This is a genomic window from Bacillus sp. AF23, from assembly GCF_020861455.1.
Taxonomy (GTDB): domain Bacteria; phylum Bacillota; class Bacilli; order Bacillales; family Bacillaceae; genus Bacillus; species Bacillus halotolerans.
The window spans coordinates 174812-192386 of sequence record NZ_JAJHVY010000037.1; the positions used below are offsets into that span (position 1 = coordinate 174812).

At 40.2% G+C, this 17575-nt stretch carries 19 protein-coding genes and 1 pseudogene; 3 read left to right on the top strand and 17 right to left on the bottom strand.

Translation table 11 applies throughout. The features are described from left to right. Window positions 1-430: 430 nt before the first annotated feature. Complete coding sequence (locus LNN34_RS20190; protein ID WP_198098207.1) at window positions 431-1027, bottom strand: TetR/AcrR family transcriptional regulator; 597 nt, start codon at window positions 1025-1027, stop codon at window positions 431-433. Window positions 1028-1543: 516 nt separating this feature from the next. After that, window positions 1544-1987, bottom strand: coding sequence for an Rrf2 family transcriptional regulator (locus tag LNN34_RS20195; RefSeq protein WP_198098208.1), 444 nt, complete (start codon window positions 1985-1987; stop codon window positions 1544-1546). Window positions 1988-2190: 203 nt separating this feature from the next. Between LNN34_RS20195 and LNN34_RS20200 the strand changes: the two genes are divergently transcribed. Both LNN34_RS20200 and LNN34_RS20205 read left to right on the top strand, forming a co-directional pair. Continuing rightward, window positions 2191-3063, top strand: a complete 873-nt coding sequence (locus LNN34_RS20200) for an SDR family oxidoreductase (RefSeq protein ID WP_114324587.1) — start codon at window positions 2191-2193, stop codon at window positions 3061-3063. A 2-nt stretch (window positions 3064-3065) separates the two neighbouring features. Further along, a complete protein-coding gene (locus LNN34_RS20205; RefSeq protein ID WP_229044380.1) occupies window positions 3066-3314 on the top strand; it encodes a hypothetical protein in 249 nt (82 codons plus the stop codon). Window positions 3315-3997: 683 nt separating this feature from the next. Here the strand turns inward: LNN34_RS20205 and LNN34_RS20210 are convergent. The 15 genes and pseudogenes from LNN34_RS20210 to LNN34_RS20280 all read right to left on the bottom strand — a co-directional run bounded on the left by LNN34_RS20210 (window position 3998) and on the right by LNN34_RS20280 (window position 16759). Then, window positions 3998-4930 (bottom strand): DMT family transporter, encoded by a 933-nt coding sequence (locus tag LNN34_RS20210; protein ID WP_229044382.1) that lies wholly within the window; start codon window positions 4928-4930, stop codon window positions 3998-4000. Window positions 4931-5089: 159 nt separating this feature from the next. Then, complete coding sequence (locus tag LNN34_RS20215; RefSeq protein WP_229044383.1) at window positions 5090-5536, bottom strand: universal stress protein; 447 nt, start codon at window positions 5534-5536, stop codon at window positions 5090-5092. Window positions 5537-5638: 102 nt separating this feature from the next. Beyond that, complete coding sequence (bglH, locus tag LNN34_RS20220) at window positions 5639-7048, bottom strand: aryl-phospho-beta-d-glucosidase (protein ID WP_229044384.1); 1410 nt, start codon at window positions 7046-7048, stop codon at window positions 5639-5641. A gap of 26 nt (window positions 7049-7074) precedes the next feature. Continuing rightward, window positions 7075-8910 (bottom strand): PTS beta-glucoside transporter subunit IIABC, encoded by a 1836-nt coding sequence (gene bglP / locus LNN34_RS20225; RefSeq protein WP_229044385.1) that lies wholly within the window; start codon window positions 8908-8910, stop codon window positions 7075-7077. A gap of 290 nt (window positions 8911-9200) precedes the next feature. Beyond that, a complete protein-coding gene (locus LNN34_RS20230) occupies window positions 9201-9716 on the bottom strand; it encodes a DUF2247 family protein (protein WP_101864240.1) in 516 nt (171 codons plus the stop codon). A 3-nt stretch (window positions 9717-9719) separates the two neighbouring features. Further along, window positions 9720-10064, bottom strand: a complete 345-nt coding sequence (locus LNN34_RS20235; RefSeq protein ID WP_229044393.1) for a hypothetical protein — start codon at window positions 10062-10064, stop codon at window positions 9720-9722. Between the two features lie 95 nt (window positions 10065-10159). Further along, window positions 10160-10663, bottom strand: coding sequence for a hypothetical protein (locus LNN34_RS20240; protein ID WP_229044395.1), 504 nt, complete (start codon window positions 10661-10663; stop codon window positions 10160-10162). A gap of 95 nt (window positions 10664-10758) precedes the next feature. After that, window positions 10759-11151, bottom strand: a complete 393-nt coding sequence (locus LNN34_RS20245; protein WP_229044396.1) for an SMI1/KNR4 family protein — start codon at window positions 11149-11151, stop codon at window positions 10759-10761. A 16-nt stretch (window positions 11152-11167) separates the two neighbouring features. Then, window positions 11168-11563, bottom strand: coding sequence for a hypothetical protein (locus tag LNN34_RS20250; RefSeq protein WP_229044398.1), 396 nt, complete (start codon window positions 11561-11563; stop codon window positions 11168-11170). Between the two features lie 379 nt (window positions 11564-11942). Further along, window positions 11943-12332 (bottom strand): hypothetical protein, encoded by a 390-nt coding sequence (locus tag LNN34_RS20255; RefSeq protein ID WP_106295110.1) that lies wholly within the window; start codon window positions 12330-12332, stop codon window positions 11943-11945. A gap of 30 nt (window positions 12333-12362) precedes the next feature. Further along, complete coding sequence (locus LNN34_RS20260) at window positions 12363-14096, bottom strand: T7SS effector LXG polymorphic toxin (protein WP_229044400.1); 1734 nt, start codon at window positions 14094-14096, stop codon at window positions 12363-12365. A 19-nt stretch (window positions 14097-14115) separates the two neighbouring features. Continuing rightward, on the bottom strand, window positions 14116-14385 hold the full coding sequence (locus tag LNN34_RS20265; protein ID WP_059335250.1) for a YwqI/YxiC family protein: 270 nt from the start codon (window positions 14383-14385) through the stop codon (window positions 14116-14118). A gap of 11 nt (window positions 14386-14396) precedes the next feature. Then, a complete protein-coding gene (locus LNN34_RS20270; protein ID WP_044160051.1) occupies window positions 14397-14762 on the bottom strand; it encodes a YwqH-like family protein in 366 nt (121 codons plus the stop codon). A 295-nt stretch (window positions 14763-15057) separates the two neighbouring features. Continuing rightward, window positions 15058-16467, bottom strand: a complete 1410-nt coding sequence (locus tag LNN34_RS20275) for a glycoside hydrolase family 43 protein (RefSeq protein ID WP_229044402.1) — start codon at window positions 16465-16467, stop codon at window positions 15058-15060. 116 nt (window positions 16468-16583) lie between these two features. After that, window positions 16584-16759, bottom strand: a pseudogene (locus tag LNN34_RS20280) (hypothetical protein). 343 nt (window positions 16760-17102) lie between these two features. On the opposite strand from LNN34_RS20280, the gene hutP reads away from it, so the two are divergent. Next, entirely contained in the window at window positions 17103-17549 is a 447-nt protein-coding gene (gene hutP / locus LNN34_RS20285; RefSeq protein ID WP_044160053.1) for a hut operon transcriptional regulator HutP, read from the top strand. Window positions 17550-17575: the final 26 nt, after the last annotated feature.

Consider the following 17575-nt stretch of genomic DNA (forward strand, 5'->3'; position numbering starts at 1 on the left):
ATATATTGACATTGTTAATATGGATTTCATACATTATATGACCCTAATAAAACTACCTCCTTTTGCACGGAGGGCAGTTTTTTAAGAGATTTTTCTATGAACTGTATCGGTAAAGAAATAATGTATCGAACCTAACAAAATGATTAGGTTTTTTTCCACGCTATTCCGATCCCTGTTATTAGTAGCATCGCAAAGTACGCCGTTGTGAAACTTTCTACCAAGGCTGACAGAACTTGTACGGAAAGCTTATCGGAACGGTCAAGACTTAAAGTTTCTTTTCTCTTGCTCATCGATGATCAGATGATATCAACTTTGACAGCACCCTTTTCAGATTTCGTAGTATCGTTATATAAGTATTGTAGGTAGTCAAAGAGACCGAACGGTCTTTTTTAGGGTAAAAAAAGCCATCGTCGACTTCTTTTTTAGACTGTTAGGAACAGGTCTGATCAAGAAACGATCTAAGATGATGCACAGCTCTTTTCATGTACTCTTGGTTCTTGTAAAGTTTGCTAAGTGCTAGCGCCCCCTCCAACGTGGAGATAAACACAGTCGCCACAAACTCGGGGTCCACTTCTTGTTTAACCTCACCCTTCTTTATGCCTTCCTGAACAAGATTACGAACCATTCCGAGCAAGCTATCCATCGCTTCACGGACTTTTTCTTGAAGCAATGGGTCTGCGTCATCCGACTCAATGGCAGCATTCATAATCGGGCAACCTCCAGGGAACAATTTCTTTTCAGCAATCCCCTCGAATACGGAAACAATGGAAAGAAGACGTTCCATGCATCCTTGTTTGCCTGCCATTGCTTCAGAGAAAAGATGCCTCATCGTGTCAATGGAAAAGGAAAAAGCGCTCAACATTATTTCCTCTTTATTTTCGAAATGGTTATAAATCCCTCCTTTTCGAAGACCAGTCTCGTGCATAATGTCGGATATAGAAGATGCTCTATATCCTTGGCTATTAAAAAGTTTCGATGCTTTTTCTAAGATTAGGGCTTTAGTCTGTTCTCCCTTGCGATTAACCATAAATCTATTTGCCTCCGTTTAAAAAAGGTTTACAAAAATAATAAGACCGTTCGGTCTTTCTTTATTGTACAATTAGGTAGTATCTTTGTAAAGTACAAGAAATAATAGGCATATAAAAAGGCAGCAAGTTTGTCTAAACGCAGTGACATTAAAGAAACAGGTACTAATTAATACATGAAAGAAGACATGCCAGGCCTCTAATGATTCTACAAAATCACTTGTATGCAAGAGATTTTGGATATGCTATATTTTTTCTAATCAAAAAATCACAGCTAAAGATGGTGATATATTCATTAAAAACTACGATATCTGTATTCATTTTCTTCTAGGCAAAGCTGTACAAAAAGTGAAGCAAGTTAATAAACCCAAACTTTCTTTGTAGAGTTTAATACCTGTTCAATATGCACTACTTCATATCCTAAGGAATATACTTAAGCCAACTGGCAGAAGAGTGGAACAAGACTTGAACAATAAAAATAATAAAACGACATTCAAGGAAAGAATGTCGTTTACTAATTACTTAACATTATTTAAATTCTCTTTTTCAATTATGTCTTTCACTACATCCTCAATGGTTACATTTTCAAGAGCCTTTTCCAAAGCCGTTTGGGCTATTGTAAACAATGGTTCAATTGTGCTTTGAATATTTCTTCCGACGAGACAATCAGTATTGGGATTTTCATGTAAACTAAACAATTCTTTCTCCTGTACAACATTGACCGCCTTGTAGACATCAAGTAATGTAATATCGGATAAATCCTTTGTTAACTCAGCCCCTGCAATACCTGGTCGGACTTTTATCAACCCTGCATTTTTAAGCATTCCCATAATTTTTCTTATCACTGCTGAATTTGTGTTTACACTCCCTGCTAAAAATTCGGATGAGCTTACCCCACCTTTATTTATTACAATAAGAGCTAATATATGAATTCCGACAGCAAATCGGCTGCTGATGGACATGTTCAGTCACCACCCCTATTAACTATTCCATTATATAAGTTATTTCTTTGTCGTGTAATTAAATTGATTACACGTTTATTATATCAAAATATGATCAAAATAATATATATTATTTAACTTGTTGACAAAATGGTTACATGTAACTAAAATGAACACATGTAACATATTTCGTTACAGGTAGAACTAAATTGGAGGGAATATTAATGAAAATATTAGTTACAGGAGCAACAGGAAAATTAGGTTCAAAGGTTGTAGAATCATTATTGAAATCTATACCTGCAAGTGATCTGGCAGTGAGTGTTCGAAATCCAGAGAAAGCAGAAGGACTTCGTGCTCGTGGAATAGAAGTTCGTCAAGGAGATTTTGATAATCCAGAAACATTAGACAATGCTTTTACGGGGATTGACCGTTTATTAATTATTTCTGCCGATGGTGACAATGAAACGAGAATTCTTCAACATACTAATGCTGTTCAAGCAGCTGAGCGTGCAGGAGTAAAATTTATTGCTTATACAAGTCTAGCGAATGCAACAGAAAGCAAAAATCTAATGGCTCCTCCTCATGTTGAGACAGAAGCAGCTATCATTAGAACGGGTATTCCATATTCTTTCTTGCGTAACAATTGGTATCTGGAAAACGAAATCGGAAGCATTCAAGGTGCTATGGCAGGAGCTCCATGGGTAACTTCTGCTGGAAAAGGTAAAGTAGGCTGGGCACTGCAACAAGATTATGCAGATGCGGCGGCAGCAGTTCTTGTTGGAAACGGTCACGAAAATACAGTGTATGAACTTTCTGGTCCCCTTTTAACTCAAGAAGAATTGGTATCTGCTCTTGGGGCTGTATTGGGTAAAGAAATACCTGTACAACAAGTTAGTGACGAAAAATATGCAGAGATTATGAAAGGCTTAGGGTTACCTGATTTTGTGATTCCGATTGTAGTAGGGATTCAAGAAAGCATTCGGAACGGTTCACTAGAAGTTGAAAAGAATGATTTTGAGAAAGTTCTTGGTCGTCCAGTTACGCCGATAAACGAAGCACTGACCCAACTTGTTAATGCAATTACACAAAAAAGTTAAAAATGAACTTTAGGAAAAGTCAGATTCTCTTTCGAGATTATACAAGCCGAAAAGAAGTGGAATTATTACTATTGGAGCTATTGGACGATGTGTGTTTTCGTTTACGCATGCATCAAGTGGTGGCTCAAACGATCCATTTATCGATTGGCTACAGCAAACAGACAGGTGGAGGATTCTCAAGACAAAAGAAAATGGGAAGAGCTTCAAACTTAAGCCAAGATATTTTTACTTATTGCTTAACCATCTTATAGACATACGATAATGGAATGCCGATTCGCTCCATGGAATCTCCTTATCAAACACAAGCATTCAAGAAGAGGAGCAAATGAGCTTATTTTAGGATATCGATCAGCGTGAAAGAGTCTATGCTCTTGCCAAAACGATTGATGAAATTCATCTTTTTTCACCAATATGATATTCTCATGAGCAACAATTGTATTTTCGTATTCTTCTGCTGATGTTTTCATAAAAGAAATTTTTTTATGATTAAACAAAGTATTTGTTTTTTAAATTCGCAGAGTATATACAATCATTACTATCCTTATTAGAAACTGAGTAAGCATACATTGCATATTGGTTACCTTCTATATTTTTCAATATATCGAATATTATATGCTCTATTGTTTTATATTCTTTTTCAACCCTATCATAGTGATTAAGAGTTGATATGCATAAAAATAGTACATTTACTTTTCCCCTTAAATTGCAATTGAGTAAGCCTTTTTCTATCCCTTATCTAGAAACATATTATCTTGTAAAAGGGATCTAAATCCGCACCACAAGTCAAATGATTCGCTACGAAATTTGAAATAACTGTATTATTGAATTAACATGTTAGCGTCATTGGAATATGATTAAAATGTTTTTTCTGGAATGTTTATGTTATTTTAAAAATCAAAAAAGGCCGCTTAGGCCTTTTTACATTTTTCTATCTTTATTGAATTTGTTCAATATCCTTACCCTCAGCAACCACATCCGCCTTCCCTCGCCTCCTGACAAGCGTCAAAGCCATGCCCGCAAAGATCATTACGATGCCTAGTGTTTGATAGAGGTCTGGGCGGAAACCCGTAAACACGGTATCGAGCACGATCGCGACAGCGGGGTCGAGGAAGACAATGACCGAAATAAATTTCGTTGATAAAAATCGCAAACTGTCAAAAAACAGCAAATACACAATACCTGTATGAATAATACCAGTGGAGACGACCATGATCCAGTTTCCCTGAGACAGGTTTGCAAAAGCGCCGAAGTGAATAAACGGAATCAGGATGATAACCCCTAAACCGGTTTGCAGGAAGGTGGTCGTGTAAGGACTGAGGTTGTGAATGCCTTTTCCCAATAAAGTGGTGAACGCATAAAACAGTGCGGCGAGAACTGCCCATATGATCCCTGATCCCATCAGCTGTGTCAATGAAGTGCTGCCGTTAATCCCGGAAATCAGCGCCGTTCCAAGAAAGCAGATGATAATGGAGCTGACGGAGATCACATTTAATTTTTCTCTATAGATAATACTCCCCAGGAGAAGAACAAGCACAGGTGCAAGGTGGTATACAGAGATGGCAATTGTAACTGACGTTTCTTCAAAAGACTTAAATAAGAAGACCCAGTTGAATACCAGAAAGAAACCGCAAGCTAAAGTTTGCAGGACTTCCCGCTTGCTCCATTTTTCAGTTTTATGCTGACCGGACGCCAGCCAGCAAAAGCTTAAAAATAGCGTCGCGCAAAGGCAGCGGACAAAGACCAATTCAAATGACTGCAGATTGGTATGCTCTGAGAAAAAGCCGATGGAACCGAAAATCACCATGGAAATGACCATTTTCAGCACGGCTGCTGATTTTTGTTTTTGTAATATGAGATTTTGCTGCATCAAATGCCCCCCAGTATAGCTATCTGCAGATATAAGAGAAAATCCTCTTTTTTACATATTGATACTATTATAAAGGAAGCTGTTCCATAAATCACCCAGAGTTATTGTACGAATCTATACATAAAAAAAAGCGCCTTGCGGGCGCTTTTTTCTTCTTATCTATCGAACAATTAATACAGGACAAGTTGATAATTGAGACACTTTATGGCTGACGCTTCCAAGCATCATTTCTTTCAGGCCGCTGATGCCCCGGCTTCCGACCACGATCAGGCTGACGCCTTTCTCTTTTGCATGATTTAGTATTTCATGTGCCGGCTCGCCATTCGCGTAAATGATTTCAGCTTGAACACCGCTTTCGGCTGCTTTTTCTTTTGCGTTCTCTAGGATCTTCAGGCCTTCTTTTTTAACTTCGTTCCTGATCTCATCAAGAAAATGTTCAGGTACATAGACAATCCCAGTCAGAGAAGAAGTCGCTACGACGGCTTCTCTCCCCACATGAAGGATGCTTAGTTCTGCCTGCTGTTCTTTTGCCAGATGCACTGCGGCATCAAGGGCTTTTGCACTCATTTCTGACCCGTCAATCGCAACTAACATTTTGTTAAACATACGCTTCCCGCCTTTCGGACTGTGGGTGGTTCATCTTTCTCTTTTATTGTCCGCCTGCTGTCTGTTATTGTCAATTGCGGTGTATGTTTTTTCATAAAGTTGTCAGAGACTTTCTCCGTTTGTGGCAATGACCTGCTGATACCAGCCGAAGCTTTTTTTCTTGATGCGGTTCAATGTTCCGTTCCCCTCATTGTCTCGATCAACATAAATGTAGCCATAGCGTTTTTTCATTTCGGCAGTGGACGCGCTGACAAGGTCAATCGGTCCCCATGATGTGTATCCGATCAGCTCAACACCGTCAGCAATCGCTTCGCGTGCTTCCATTAAGTGGTCCCGCAGATAGTCAATTCTGTAATCATCGTGAATGGAGCCGTCCTCCTCAACTTTGTCTGCCGCGCCAAGGCCGTTTTCCACGATAAACAGCGGCTTCTGATAGCGCTCGTATAACGTGTTAAGCGTGATGCGCAAGCCTTTCGGGTCAATCTGCCAGCCCCATTCTGATGATTTGAGATAAGGGTTTTTCACGCCGCCCAGCAGATTGCCCCCTGATTTCGCAAGATCTTCAGGATCGGTGCTCGCCGCCATGGACATGTAGTAGCTGAATCCGATGTAATCGACCGTATGTTTTTTCAACAATTCCTCATCGCCTTCAGCCATTTCAATTGTCATATTGTTTTCTGCCAGAAAACGCTTCATATACCCAGGGTAAGCGCCTCTTGCCTGAACATCTGAGAAGAAGAGTGTTTTTCGCTCCTGCTCCATTGCGGCGAAAACATCCTCCGGCTTAGATGTCATCGGATAAGTTGTCGTCGCGGCGATCATACAGCCAATTTTTGAGTCGGGAATGATCTCATGCCCCGCTTTGACGGCAAGGGCGCTGGCGACAAACTGGTGATGTGCGGCCTGGTACATCGCGTTCAATTGATGTTCTCCTTCTTCAAAAACAAGACCGCCGCCTGTAAACGGCGCATGGAGGACCACATTAATTTCGTTGAATGTCATCCAGTACTTCACTTTGTGCTGATAGCGTTTGAAAACAGTTCTGGCATAGCGTTCATAAAACTCTATGACTTTGCGGTTCTTCCAGCCGCCATAATGTTTCACAAGACCGAGCGGCATTTCATAATGAGAGATGGTCACGACTGGCTCAATATGATGCTTTAACAGCTCATCAAACAGGTCGTCATAAAATTTGAGGCCTTCTTCATTTGGCTCCTCTTCATCGCCATTCGGAAAAATTCTTGTCCACGCAATCGAAGTGCGGAACGCTTTGAAACCCATTTCTGCAAATAAGGCAATATCCTCTTTATAACGATGATAAAAATCAATTCCGGTATGATACAGATTTAAAGAAGTCATCGATTCATCAAATGGAGACATGATGCCGTTCGGTGATACATCAGCTGTCGAAAGTCCCTTGCCGCCCTCGTTATAAGCACCCTCAACTTGGTTGGCAGCAACGGCGCCGCCCCATAAAAATCCTTCTGGAAATCGTTTTGCATTTGCACTCATTACAGTTCACCTCATCAGTTTATTTTTTAAGATAAAGCAAGCAGCGCTTCTTTTGTTTGAACCCTGCCGATTTCTTTTACCGGCGAAAATGAATATCGGTCTGTGTTAGTGATGATAACCGGAGTGATCACGTCATATCCAGCTGCTATAATCTGTTCCAGATCAAAGGAAACGAGCGGATCTCCAGGCGCGACCTTGTCGCCTTCTTTGACATGAGCCGTGAACCATTGGCCCTCCAGTTTGACAGTGTCCAATCCAATGTGTATGAGGATTTCAGCTCCCTGATCACTCGTAATGCCAATAGCGTGCTTTGTTTTAAAAATGGTGGTAACGCTTCCATACACAGGTGAAACCACTTCTCCTTCTTCCGGCTCAATAGCAAATCCTTTTCCCATAATCCCGGCAGAAAATACCCCGTCATTGACTTCGCTTAGTGCTTTCACTTCCCCTTTAATCGGACTGTGAATGATTTCTCCGCTGCCCTGATGACCATTTGTCACAGAAGGCTGATCACTTTCAGACGGTACATCCTCGAATCCAATAAGATAAGCTGCCGCTGTTCCCGCAACAAACGAAATCACAAGACCAATTATCGCGTAAATAAACGTTGGGCCGATAAAGACCGGGATACTCGGCAGCCCTGCGTTGCCTCCGACAATGTAGGAAGCGACACCCGTCACGCCGTAAAATGCGCCGCCAGCCGCACCGCCAAGCAAAGCGGCCGCAAACGGTTTTTTCAATCGCATATTCACGCCGTACATCGCGGGTTCTGTAATCCCCATCAGCGCCGTCACACTTGTGGTAAGCGCAAGCGATTTAAATTTCTTGTTTCTGGAGCGAAGAAAAACCGCAAAAGATGCGCCGGCCTGTCCCATATTCGCCAAAAACATGGCGGGCAGCAAATAATCGTGGCCGTTTTGCGCGATGTTGTTAATCATAATCGGCACCAATGCATAATGCATGCCCGTCATAATGATCAAAGAGAACGTTCCCGCAAGCAAAATCATCGCCACAAGCCCGGCATGATCAAATAAATAGTTTACGCCGACAGACAAGTATTCTCCTAAAATAGCACCCAGCGGACCAACTGTAATCAGTGTCAGCGGCACGACAATCAACAATGTCAGAGTCGGAACGACAATCAATTTGAGAGAAGAATGCGTGATTCGGTCAATCCACTTTTCCACATACGATGCGATCCAAATCGCAAGCAAAATCGGGATGACCGTTGATGAATAAGTGGCAGCGGTTACAGGAAGCCCGATAAAGGAAATGCTTTTCCCTGAACTGAGCAGCGCCGTCAAATCCGGATGCAGAATCGCCGCTGCAATCGCCGCCGCTACATACGGATTGCTTCCAAACTTTCTCGCCGCACTCATCGCAAGCAGGAGCGGAAGAAAGTAGAACGCACCGTCACCAACAGCTGACAGAATGACATGAACCTGGCTCTTCTCCGCCATCCAGCCAAACGTAACTGCCAGCGCAACAAGCCCTTTGATCATCCCCGCTCCCGCAATCGCAGGCAAAATCGGGGTAAACACACCAGAAATCACATCAAAGACCGCACTCAGCACATTCTTTTTCTGAGAGGATGAACCAGCGCTCTTTTCATCACTGAGATTGCTGTGCCGCACAATCGCCTGATACACCTTCGGCACATCGTTTCCGATAATGATTTGAAACTGCTCGCCGCTGATATTGGTGCCCATCACTCCAGGCAGCTGCTCCAGCTGACTGCGATCCGCCTTCGCGTTGTCATGAAGATTAAAACGCAGCCTCGTCATGCAGTGGATCACGCGCTGAACGTTTTCTTCACCGCCTACGAGTTGTAATATGTCCTTCGATAATTTATCATAATCCATGTGTATACCTCCTTTTTATGGGGGGACTGCTGGATGAAAGGTGGCCGCCTTTCACCAGCTTTTTTTGTATCAAATGCCGCATCACCTCCTAAAAGAGAATAAAAAAAACCTAAATGACACAGATTGCGAGAGTCTCCTCCTGCACCTGCACCATTTAGGTTTTGCCTGCTTTCGCAGTAACAATCCTGACGGGTCGCTGTATTTGTTTGTAGGTATACTTTAGCACTAGATTTTTGGGGGTGTCAACGCTTTTATTTTTGGTGTTGACTAAAGGGAATGGACTATTTTGTTTATAGCGGTAAGCCATTTTGTATATTTTGTTTTTCTTTTACTAAAAAGTCTTGAAACAAATTGCATAATCTATTTATATTTTTTTCATAGGAATATAAAAGCGGGTTACATTCGTTATTAGAAGGCTGATAATAAATAAAACCCTCCATATCTTCAGGATAATTCATATCTGCATAAACTTCTGCAAGCTTGCCCAAAAGCTCGGTTGCATGATCACTATACTTTGATTTTACTTCAAGAAGAATAACATATCTCCATTTTCTTTTTTCAATAGCATAAAAACTATTCTCTTCAACTCGTATTATATTCAAAATGGCTTCTTCAATCTCATCCTTGTCTCCCCAAGCCAGTTCTAGAATTTCTTCTTGTTGTACAACGGGATGGTTCATCAAATATTCAACAGCATAATTCATTACTTCAATCTTGTTTATCCACCCCTGCTTCAATCCAACGTAAAGAGTTTTCCAATCGTAATTTACATGATGTACTTTGAAAGTATTTAATGTGATTTTCAATTTCTAATATCCTTGCATTTCATATCTGTCATTAATGAAAATAATTCCAAGCTGCTTTTTAAATATAACCTTTACCTTTGGTTCGTTATGAATATATATAAATAGTTCAGAATTACACCTCTTTAATTGAGTAACATTTATAAACTTAGATTCAAAAACAAGCAACTCATTGAAGGCGAGACTTAGATTGCACTCCAAAGCATATACATCCATTGTCAGAATCAGTTTAAAGCCTTTCATATCTTGGATAGAATACATGAATACTTCTGCAAGGGGATCACTCGACACGCTTATTGGCTCACTTTCAAACAGTTCTAATAAATCATATTCATTGTAAGTAATGAACATTTTAAACTGCCCCTTAACTTTTTATTTGTTGTTGCTAGAAAAAGATGATAATTGTCAAAAACCTTGAAAGGTTCGCCCTTCAAGGTTTTTCTTTATTATTTTAATGCCTGTTCTAACATGTTGATTTCATTATCTCCTACATCGTTTATAATGACACCACAAAAACTGTCATCACTATCCAAACAAAATAACACGTGATTATTTTCTATAAGAGATTCTACCTCATGAGCTGAAAATTCAATATAAACTGTCTTATCTGATATATATACGTTTAATATTCCCTTTTCATCAATATACATTTCATTCTGTTGTCGGTCTACGCTAAAAACAGGAACCCCTTTTATTGGTTCAATGTTTTCTATATTCCATTCTTGAAATTTATAAACACTTTCACAAAGCGTTAATGTAAGAGACCGAATTTGACCCGTTTTTTGTGCAAATCCTATTTCGATTAATGATTTTTTAAAATCACCGGTTCTCCAGTATACCATTTTATCTTCTGATATATCCCAATTTCCAAATTCTATATTAATTGGAGTATAAAAATCAAAATTTATTGCTTCTGGCTTTTTTTCTTTATATACCGATACTCTCAACATAATTCAAACTACCTTTATTTAGATTCCAATCATTTCATTAAAATTAGGGAGAGACTTGAAAAGTCAATTACTGTTCTAATTCTTTTGAAATAAGGTTATTTCAAAAAATTAACGAAATCCCTAAAGCTATCTGCAATTTCAAAAATTGCTTCTGCCCTATCTTCATACGCTAAATCATAGCTGAAATATACAATAGACGGCTCATGTCCCCTGCCTTTATTGTAATAAAAACATATATAATCCTCATCCTCTGTAATAGCAAAAGGTATTAAATCTTCTAATAGCATATTTTTATCTCTACCATAAACATTTACTAAATAATTTTCATCCTTTTCGTTTTCCAAGGAACAATAATTTTTAATTTCAACTATCTCTTTATCATCAGGTAGATACAATCGGCTAAACCTATTAAAATTATTATTTTGATAGCTATTAACATACTCGATAGGAAGTTTTATATTTAGTATTTCTTCAATTTTTTTATACATATTCATATCCCCCTAATTACTTATTAAGTTTAAAATAAGGAAATTGCGAGTGCCTTCTAGGATTATTAAGATTTAAAAACACTCTGTGTTGTCCTGTTGGAGTATCAGGGGTACTAATATTAAAATTATAATTCTTTTTGTATGCTATGGTATTCCTAATATCATCGTAAACAACACTATCTGGGTTAAGCATGGTGTCTTTTCTTAATTCGGACACATTTATGTCTTTACCGTACTGTGTTTTTTTAGGAGTGGAAGCTTTATTTGGATTATACATATGCTTTTGTGAATGACTTGAAATAAAGTCATTAGCATTTGATCCCCCATTATCCTTTGTAAAATGAGTCGCCCCCTTTGAAGCAACCTTATTAACTTCACCCTTGCTTTCCTTCTCAGCAACATGTTTAGCCACATCTTTGACAACACGCTATAAAAAGTAAAAATTACAAACCTCCCCTTACCTTTTTATTGTTTCTGAAAAAAGGATGGTAATTAACAAAAACCTTGAAAGGTTCCCCCTTCAAGGTTTTAAACTTACTTTATTCATACACAAAATCCTCATATATTCTTAGCTTCACTAAATACTTATCAAAGTCACAGCTAATATCACTCTCGAAAGTAGTCTTTATTCGAACATGATGACCTTATTTAGCAGTACCCTCATGCAATCGATACCAGTTTTATACAAAATAGCTAGATTTTTGTAAGTTATTTGAAACTCGGTAGCGAGTTCACAAAGCTGTGTTACTTAATCAAGTAATAGAGTTCTGTTTTTAGTTAATTATAAGAAATTATATACATAAACTAAGTTTCACTTCCGCCAATAAATCTGTCAGCACAGTTTTCTCTGGATTTTTCTTCACTTCCTCTTTTACATTTTTATCTAAATAATCATAAAATGTTTTAAAATCTAAAAAAGCCATTTGTTCAATTTCAACAGCTGGGTAACCTAATTCTATCAAAACATGTTTTTCATCTAAGGGTCTAGGTAATTGTGCCATATCATATTCATCTAAATCAGACTGAAAAAAAGCAAATACTACCTCTTGTCCATAACCTTCTCTTTCGGCAAAGCTTTTTAATGCTTTTTCTAGGTACTTTCCATTTATGAAATTAAAATATGTTAACATTAATTTATCAATATCTTCTTTACTTTCATTTACTTGATATTCTTTACTCATTTTCGTCCTCCAATAACATCATATTTTAGTTTAATCAATAATAGGGAAAAAGTTTGTTATTTCACCAGCCTCATTTAGATATCCTCTAAATTTTAAACCGTTTGCAGCAGTTCCTTCAACAAGTCTTCCATTTACTTTTCCGTTCTGCATTGCTTCCTGTCCCCATTGATAAATTTTGTCATTGCTAATTTTAGATGGGTCATAAACTGTTTTTGGTTGCTTGATATTTTTATATGATACTGGTTCGGCAATTTTACCAGCCATATCTTTTCTAGGTATTTTATACTCTACTTCATAAATTCCTTCAATTGATTGATGTCGTTTTTTAGACACAATTAAATCATCTGGATTGAAACCTTGACTTTTCAATGCCTTGTTAAATTCATCCAGATTGTGACCACCAACAATACCTTTTTTAGTATTAACATTTTCGACATTTATTAGATGATTTTTTGCATTTCCAGCAAAATTAAATTTATTAACTCCACCAACTTTTTTACCCGTATCCTTAGAAGTAACCTTCTTAACGTCTTCCTTAATTTCATTCTTTGCAACTGTTTTGACAACACGCTTCCCGCCTCGGACCGCCAATTTTTTTATAGCGCCCTGAGGACTTACCCACTCAATAAATTCATACTGGGTTCCGGCAAGAAATGAATCCAGTGACTTAGCTCCGCCTACTTTATCGTCTGGAATGTAAGACACTTCTTCTAGCCGTTTTTTCCCTCCAGCATAGAATTCTCTCACAATTTGTCCGTTTTCATATACAATATATTTGCCGCCGACGTAGTCAATGCTTGCAGTATCACTTTCTAGCTCGTCAATCACTTGAATCGTATCTATCTTTTTTAATCCTTTATGATTATATAGTTTATCATTTATCACCCGTATGTCTCCATAGACTTTCGGGTGGGTTGCTGCTTCTTTCTGTAATACAGTTAAATTACTGTCATCACCATAAATCTCGCGCTCGATCTTCTGTTGTTTGCCATCCATCATCACAGAATCAACGTTTGATTGCTTATGTTTCTCCAGTTTCTTCAGCATCATCTCCATCGGTGATTCATCCAGCTGTTTCATTTGCGGATTGATGGCGCCGAAGGTTTGGTTGATGTTTTCTTCTTCCTGAGATTTCAAGATAGAGCCGGTTTTGTATCCTGTGATTTCAATTTTCGGACCGGTGTACATGGTTTCGAGCTGGTCTATATATTTTTTCATCGTTTGAAAATCTGATTTTGCCGTTTCTAGTGCTTGAGTTTGCTGGCCGTCAAATTGAAAGAGCTTATTCAGGGTGTCTGAAATCAGTCGCTCAGCCTGTTCTGTTTCCATCCGGAAAAAGGAGTCATTGACTGTCGGCAGGCTGACGATGTGGTCGATAGCTGATGTCTGGCGATTGACTGCGTCAGTGAGCTGTTCTGTCACTTCTCGTGCATGCTTGACCCCGTGTCTCGCGTCGTGTGAGAGAAAAGCCTCTGCGATCATGCCGTGGGAGTCAGATTCTACAGAGGCAATCGCATGCTGTGTTTGTTTCAGCACTTTTTTGTATTCGTCGATAAACATGCCGAAGAAAAGGAGAAAGGGCTTGTGGCACTCCTCGTAAAAGGTCCGGATGGCATCTCCGCCTTTTCCTTTTAGCGCATCCTTCATGCCTGCCATATGCTCAACGCTTTTTTCCAGCTTCTCCAGCTGCTGTTTTTGCTTGTCCAGTTTCTCAATCGTATCCTGAATGCCCTCGTGAAGAGCGTGGACATCTAATGTTTTCAATCCCTTGTCCTCCCGCGCTTTATTTCATGGAAGATGATATGTTTTCGTCCGTTTCCTTCATGGCGTTTACCGCGCTTTCCGTTTGTGCGATATGCTTGGCCAGAACGGACGCATATGCTTCAGTGAGCTCTTTGATGTCCTCATTTAATTGCTCGATGGACTTTACAACATTCAAATGGTTTCTGCCTGAGAGATGGCCGGGCACGGAGGACTTGAGTTCAGCTGAATGCTTGAGCTGAGAAAGCCCTTGCTTCACTGTGCCATACACCATTTTAATTTCCTGGGCCATTTGTGTTCACCTCACTTTTTATGTTTTTCCTTCTCTATTTCATGCTCTATTCTTGTGATTTGGCGTCTGATGGAATACACATCGCCCTCTAAGGAGTGGATTTTTCCTTCGATGCTTTCGATGATTCCGCTGACCTGTTCGCTTTTGATTTGACGATATGCTTTGTTCATTCCTTCACGAATATCTTCAAACCGCTCCGCATGTGTTCCTCTCCATGCCTCTCGGTTAAGGTGAGGCCGATGAATGAGATGCTGGGCCTCAGAAAATTCGTGTTTGATTTGCCTGATTTCGTGCAGCACTCGTTTTAACTGATGGATCTGTTCCTGTTTTTCATGTAAGTCGGCTTTTACCGAATGTAACAACATTTCACTATGCATGCCGCAACACCTCGTGTTTCTATCAAACTGTGTCAATTCTTTACAATACAGACTATTTTCATATTACATGATGGATCATATTGGATAAATAGGTAAAAAGGTTTGTCTTAGAAAGAGTTACACCGATTCTAAATTGCTATAAATTCGATATCTGCAATTTTACAGCGGGGATAACAAGCACAAGGAGGACTTTACGTTTAGGTCTTTAACCTCATTCCCGTTCTTCCGTTGGACTATTGCTTATAGTCAATAAAGACGATAAAAAACGCCTTCCTACGAAGGCGCCTTCTCTATCTTATTTAGATCCCCATACAGCCTCACCGCTGCCATTCAATACACTAAACGTCATCACGTTCTTCTCTCTCACCGAATCCCACTGGTGTAAAAATACCCCATTATACGTCTTGCCGGCTAACGTGATGTCGGCTGTGTTTTTTCCTGTTTTCTGCCATGTACCGGTCATTTCCCCGGAAATGGTGTGGTCTTTGTTGAGCTGAATGTTGATGGTTTTTTTGATGTCGGCTGAGATGTCTTTTCCGTGCTGGATGAGTTTGTATGTTCCTGTGATGTCCTTTTGTTTTACTTTTTTCAAGGTTTCACCTGCGTATCGATATGGCGCTGCTACCGGCCAGCCGTCTTTGTTCATGAACATCTGGTGGACTCTGACTTCGTGTTCTTCACCTCTGCCCGGGAAGCGGGTGTGGAAGATTAAATAGGAACGGCCGGTTTTTTCGTCATAATAGGCTGAGTTGTGGCCCGGTGAGATGTATCCGGCTCCTTTTTCAGTTTCTGTTTCAAATGAATAGCTGCCCATGAGTTTGACGCCGTACGGCTCAATGGAGCGGTCATCGAAGAATGTGCCTTCTTTGCCTTTGACATCAATCATTGGACTGCCCTCTGCGTCATAATACGGGCCATCTGGTTTTTTGGAGCGGGCCACACGGATGTTGTAGCCGCCTGTTGCGTCTAGACCGCCATATGATAGGTATAAGTAGTAGTAGTTGGTGTCTGGATTGTAGAGGATATATGGGCCTTCGATTCTGCTGTGGTTGCCGCCGAGCAGTTTTTTGCCGTACCCCTGTCCAGGGAGCGGGAAGCCAGTTTTCGGATTCATTTCCAGAATGAAAATGCCGCCTGAATATGAACCGTACACCATCCACAGCTTGCCGTTTTTATCAAAAAAGGTGTGCGGGTCTACGACGTTCGGGTGTTTTGTTGCGTCATACGGTGTTCCGTCATTGCTTGTGCCTTTCATGCCTGATTTTAAAAAGAGGCCTTTGTTTTTATAGGGTCCTTCGATGTTGTCAGCGACGGCCACTCCCATGGCGGATCTTGGTGAGTCACCGCGGCAGGCGTTGTAATACATATAGTATTTGCCGTCCGCCAGCTGTGCGACATCAGCCGCCCACAGGGTATCGGATTGTGCCCATTCGAAGGTATCTTTTAATTCTTCATAGACATTGGGAATAAGAGGGTTATTGTTGCTGACGCTGGTGGTTAGCTGCTGCCATTGCATGAGGTCATTTGTTTTCGCTGAAGCGAGATGAGATCCGAAAACGTAAAAGATGCCGTTCGTCTCAATGATGGAAGGATCATGGACGCTGACTTCTTTAAAGACGGGTTTTTGTGCATAGACGGAGTTTGGGAGGGTGAAGGCCATGATAAGAGCTATAAGAAAACATACACGGAACAATCGGTTGAACATCTAAACAATTCGCCTCTCTTTTTTATAAAATTTTAAACGTTTACATTCTTCTATGAAGAAACCCCAGCCTATTAAAACAGCCGAATGTTTTCATATTCAAACTGATAGGTGATTTCTCACTGTTCTCTTACATTGTCTGGCTGTTTGCGCAGAACTGCTGCTTGCATATCCTCTCCTTCATAGTTCAACTCTTTTGCTGTTTCTCCTTCTTTCATCACTCTGTTTTTCATTCGCGTACATGTAATAACTGCTTTGTCCGTTTTTGTAAAGTCGTCGACTGTGATACAGCCATTTCGTTGTCGGCGTTTTTTAAGATGATGCCTGACTGCTCGTCAACACCGGAGTCATTCGGCTTGGCGGTGCTGAGGATGTCATTCGGCTGGCTCTTGAGAAAATGCTTTGCAAAAAATACGACTTAGTAAACGCATATTGAGAGTAAGACAGCGGCGCTTTCCTCCTGTCCGGATATCGTGTGCAATCGCTGAAAAAACCCGTCCTGCTTTCTGCGTCACGATATCACAATACCAATCTAACTTGTTAAAGACTGTAAAAAACCTTTTGACTTCTATTGCTGAAACAATTAATATAATACTCAGTTAATAGTTATCAGAATTTTTAGGAATTGAGTGATTCATATGACACTGCACAAAGAGCGCCGTATTGGCCGGCTGTCTGTTCTTCTGCTGCTTCATGAAGCTGAGGAAAGTACACAGGTCGAGGAACTGGAGCGAGATGGATGGAAAGTCTGTCTTGGCAAGGTAGGATCAATGGACGCGCATAAAGTAGTAGCCGCAATTGAAACCGCTTCCAAAAAGAGCGGGGTCATTCAATCTGAGGGTTACCGTGAGTCACATGCGCTTTATCATGCGACGATGGAGGCTTTGCATGGCGTGACCAGAGGTGAAATGCTGCTTGGATCACTGCTTCGGACGGTTGGCCTGAGGTTCGCCGTTTTGAGGGGAAATCCTTATGAAAGTGAAGCGGAAGGCGATTGGATTGCTGTCTCGCTTTACGGAACAATCGGGGCGCCGATTAAAGGACTTGAGCATGAAACATTCGGCGTTGGAATTAATCACATATGAAACAGCCCATAGATCTTAGACGATAG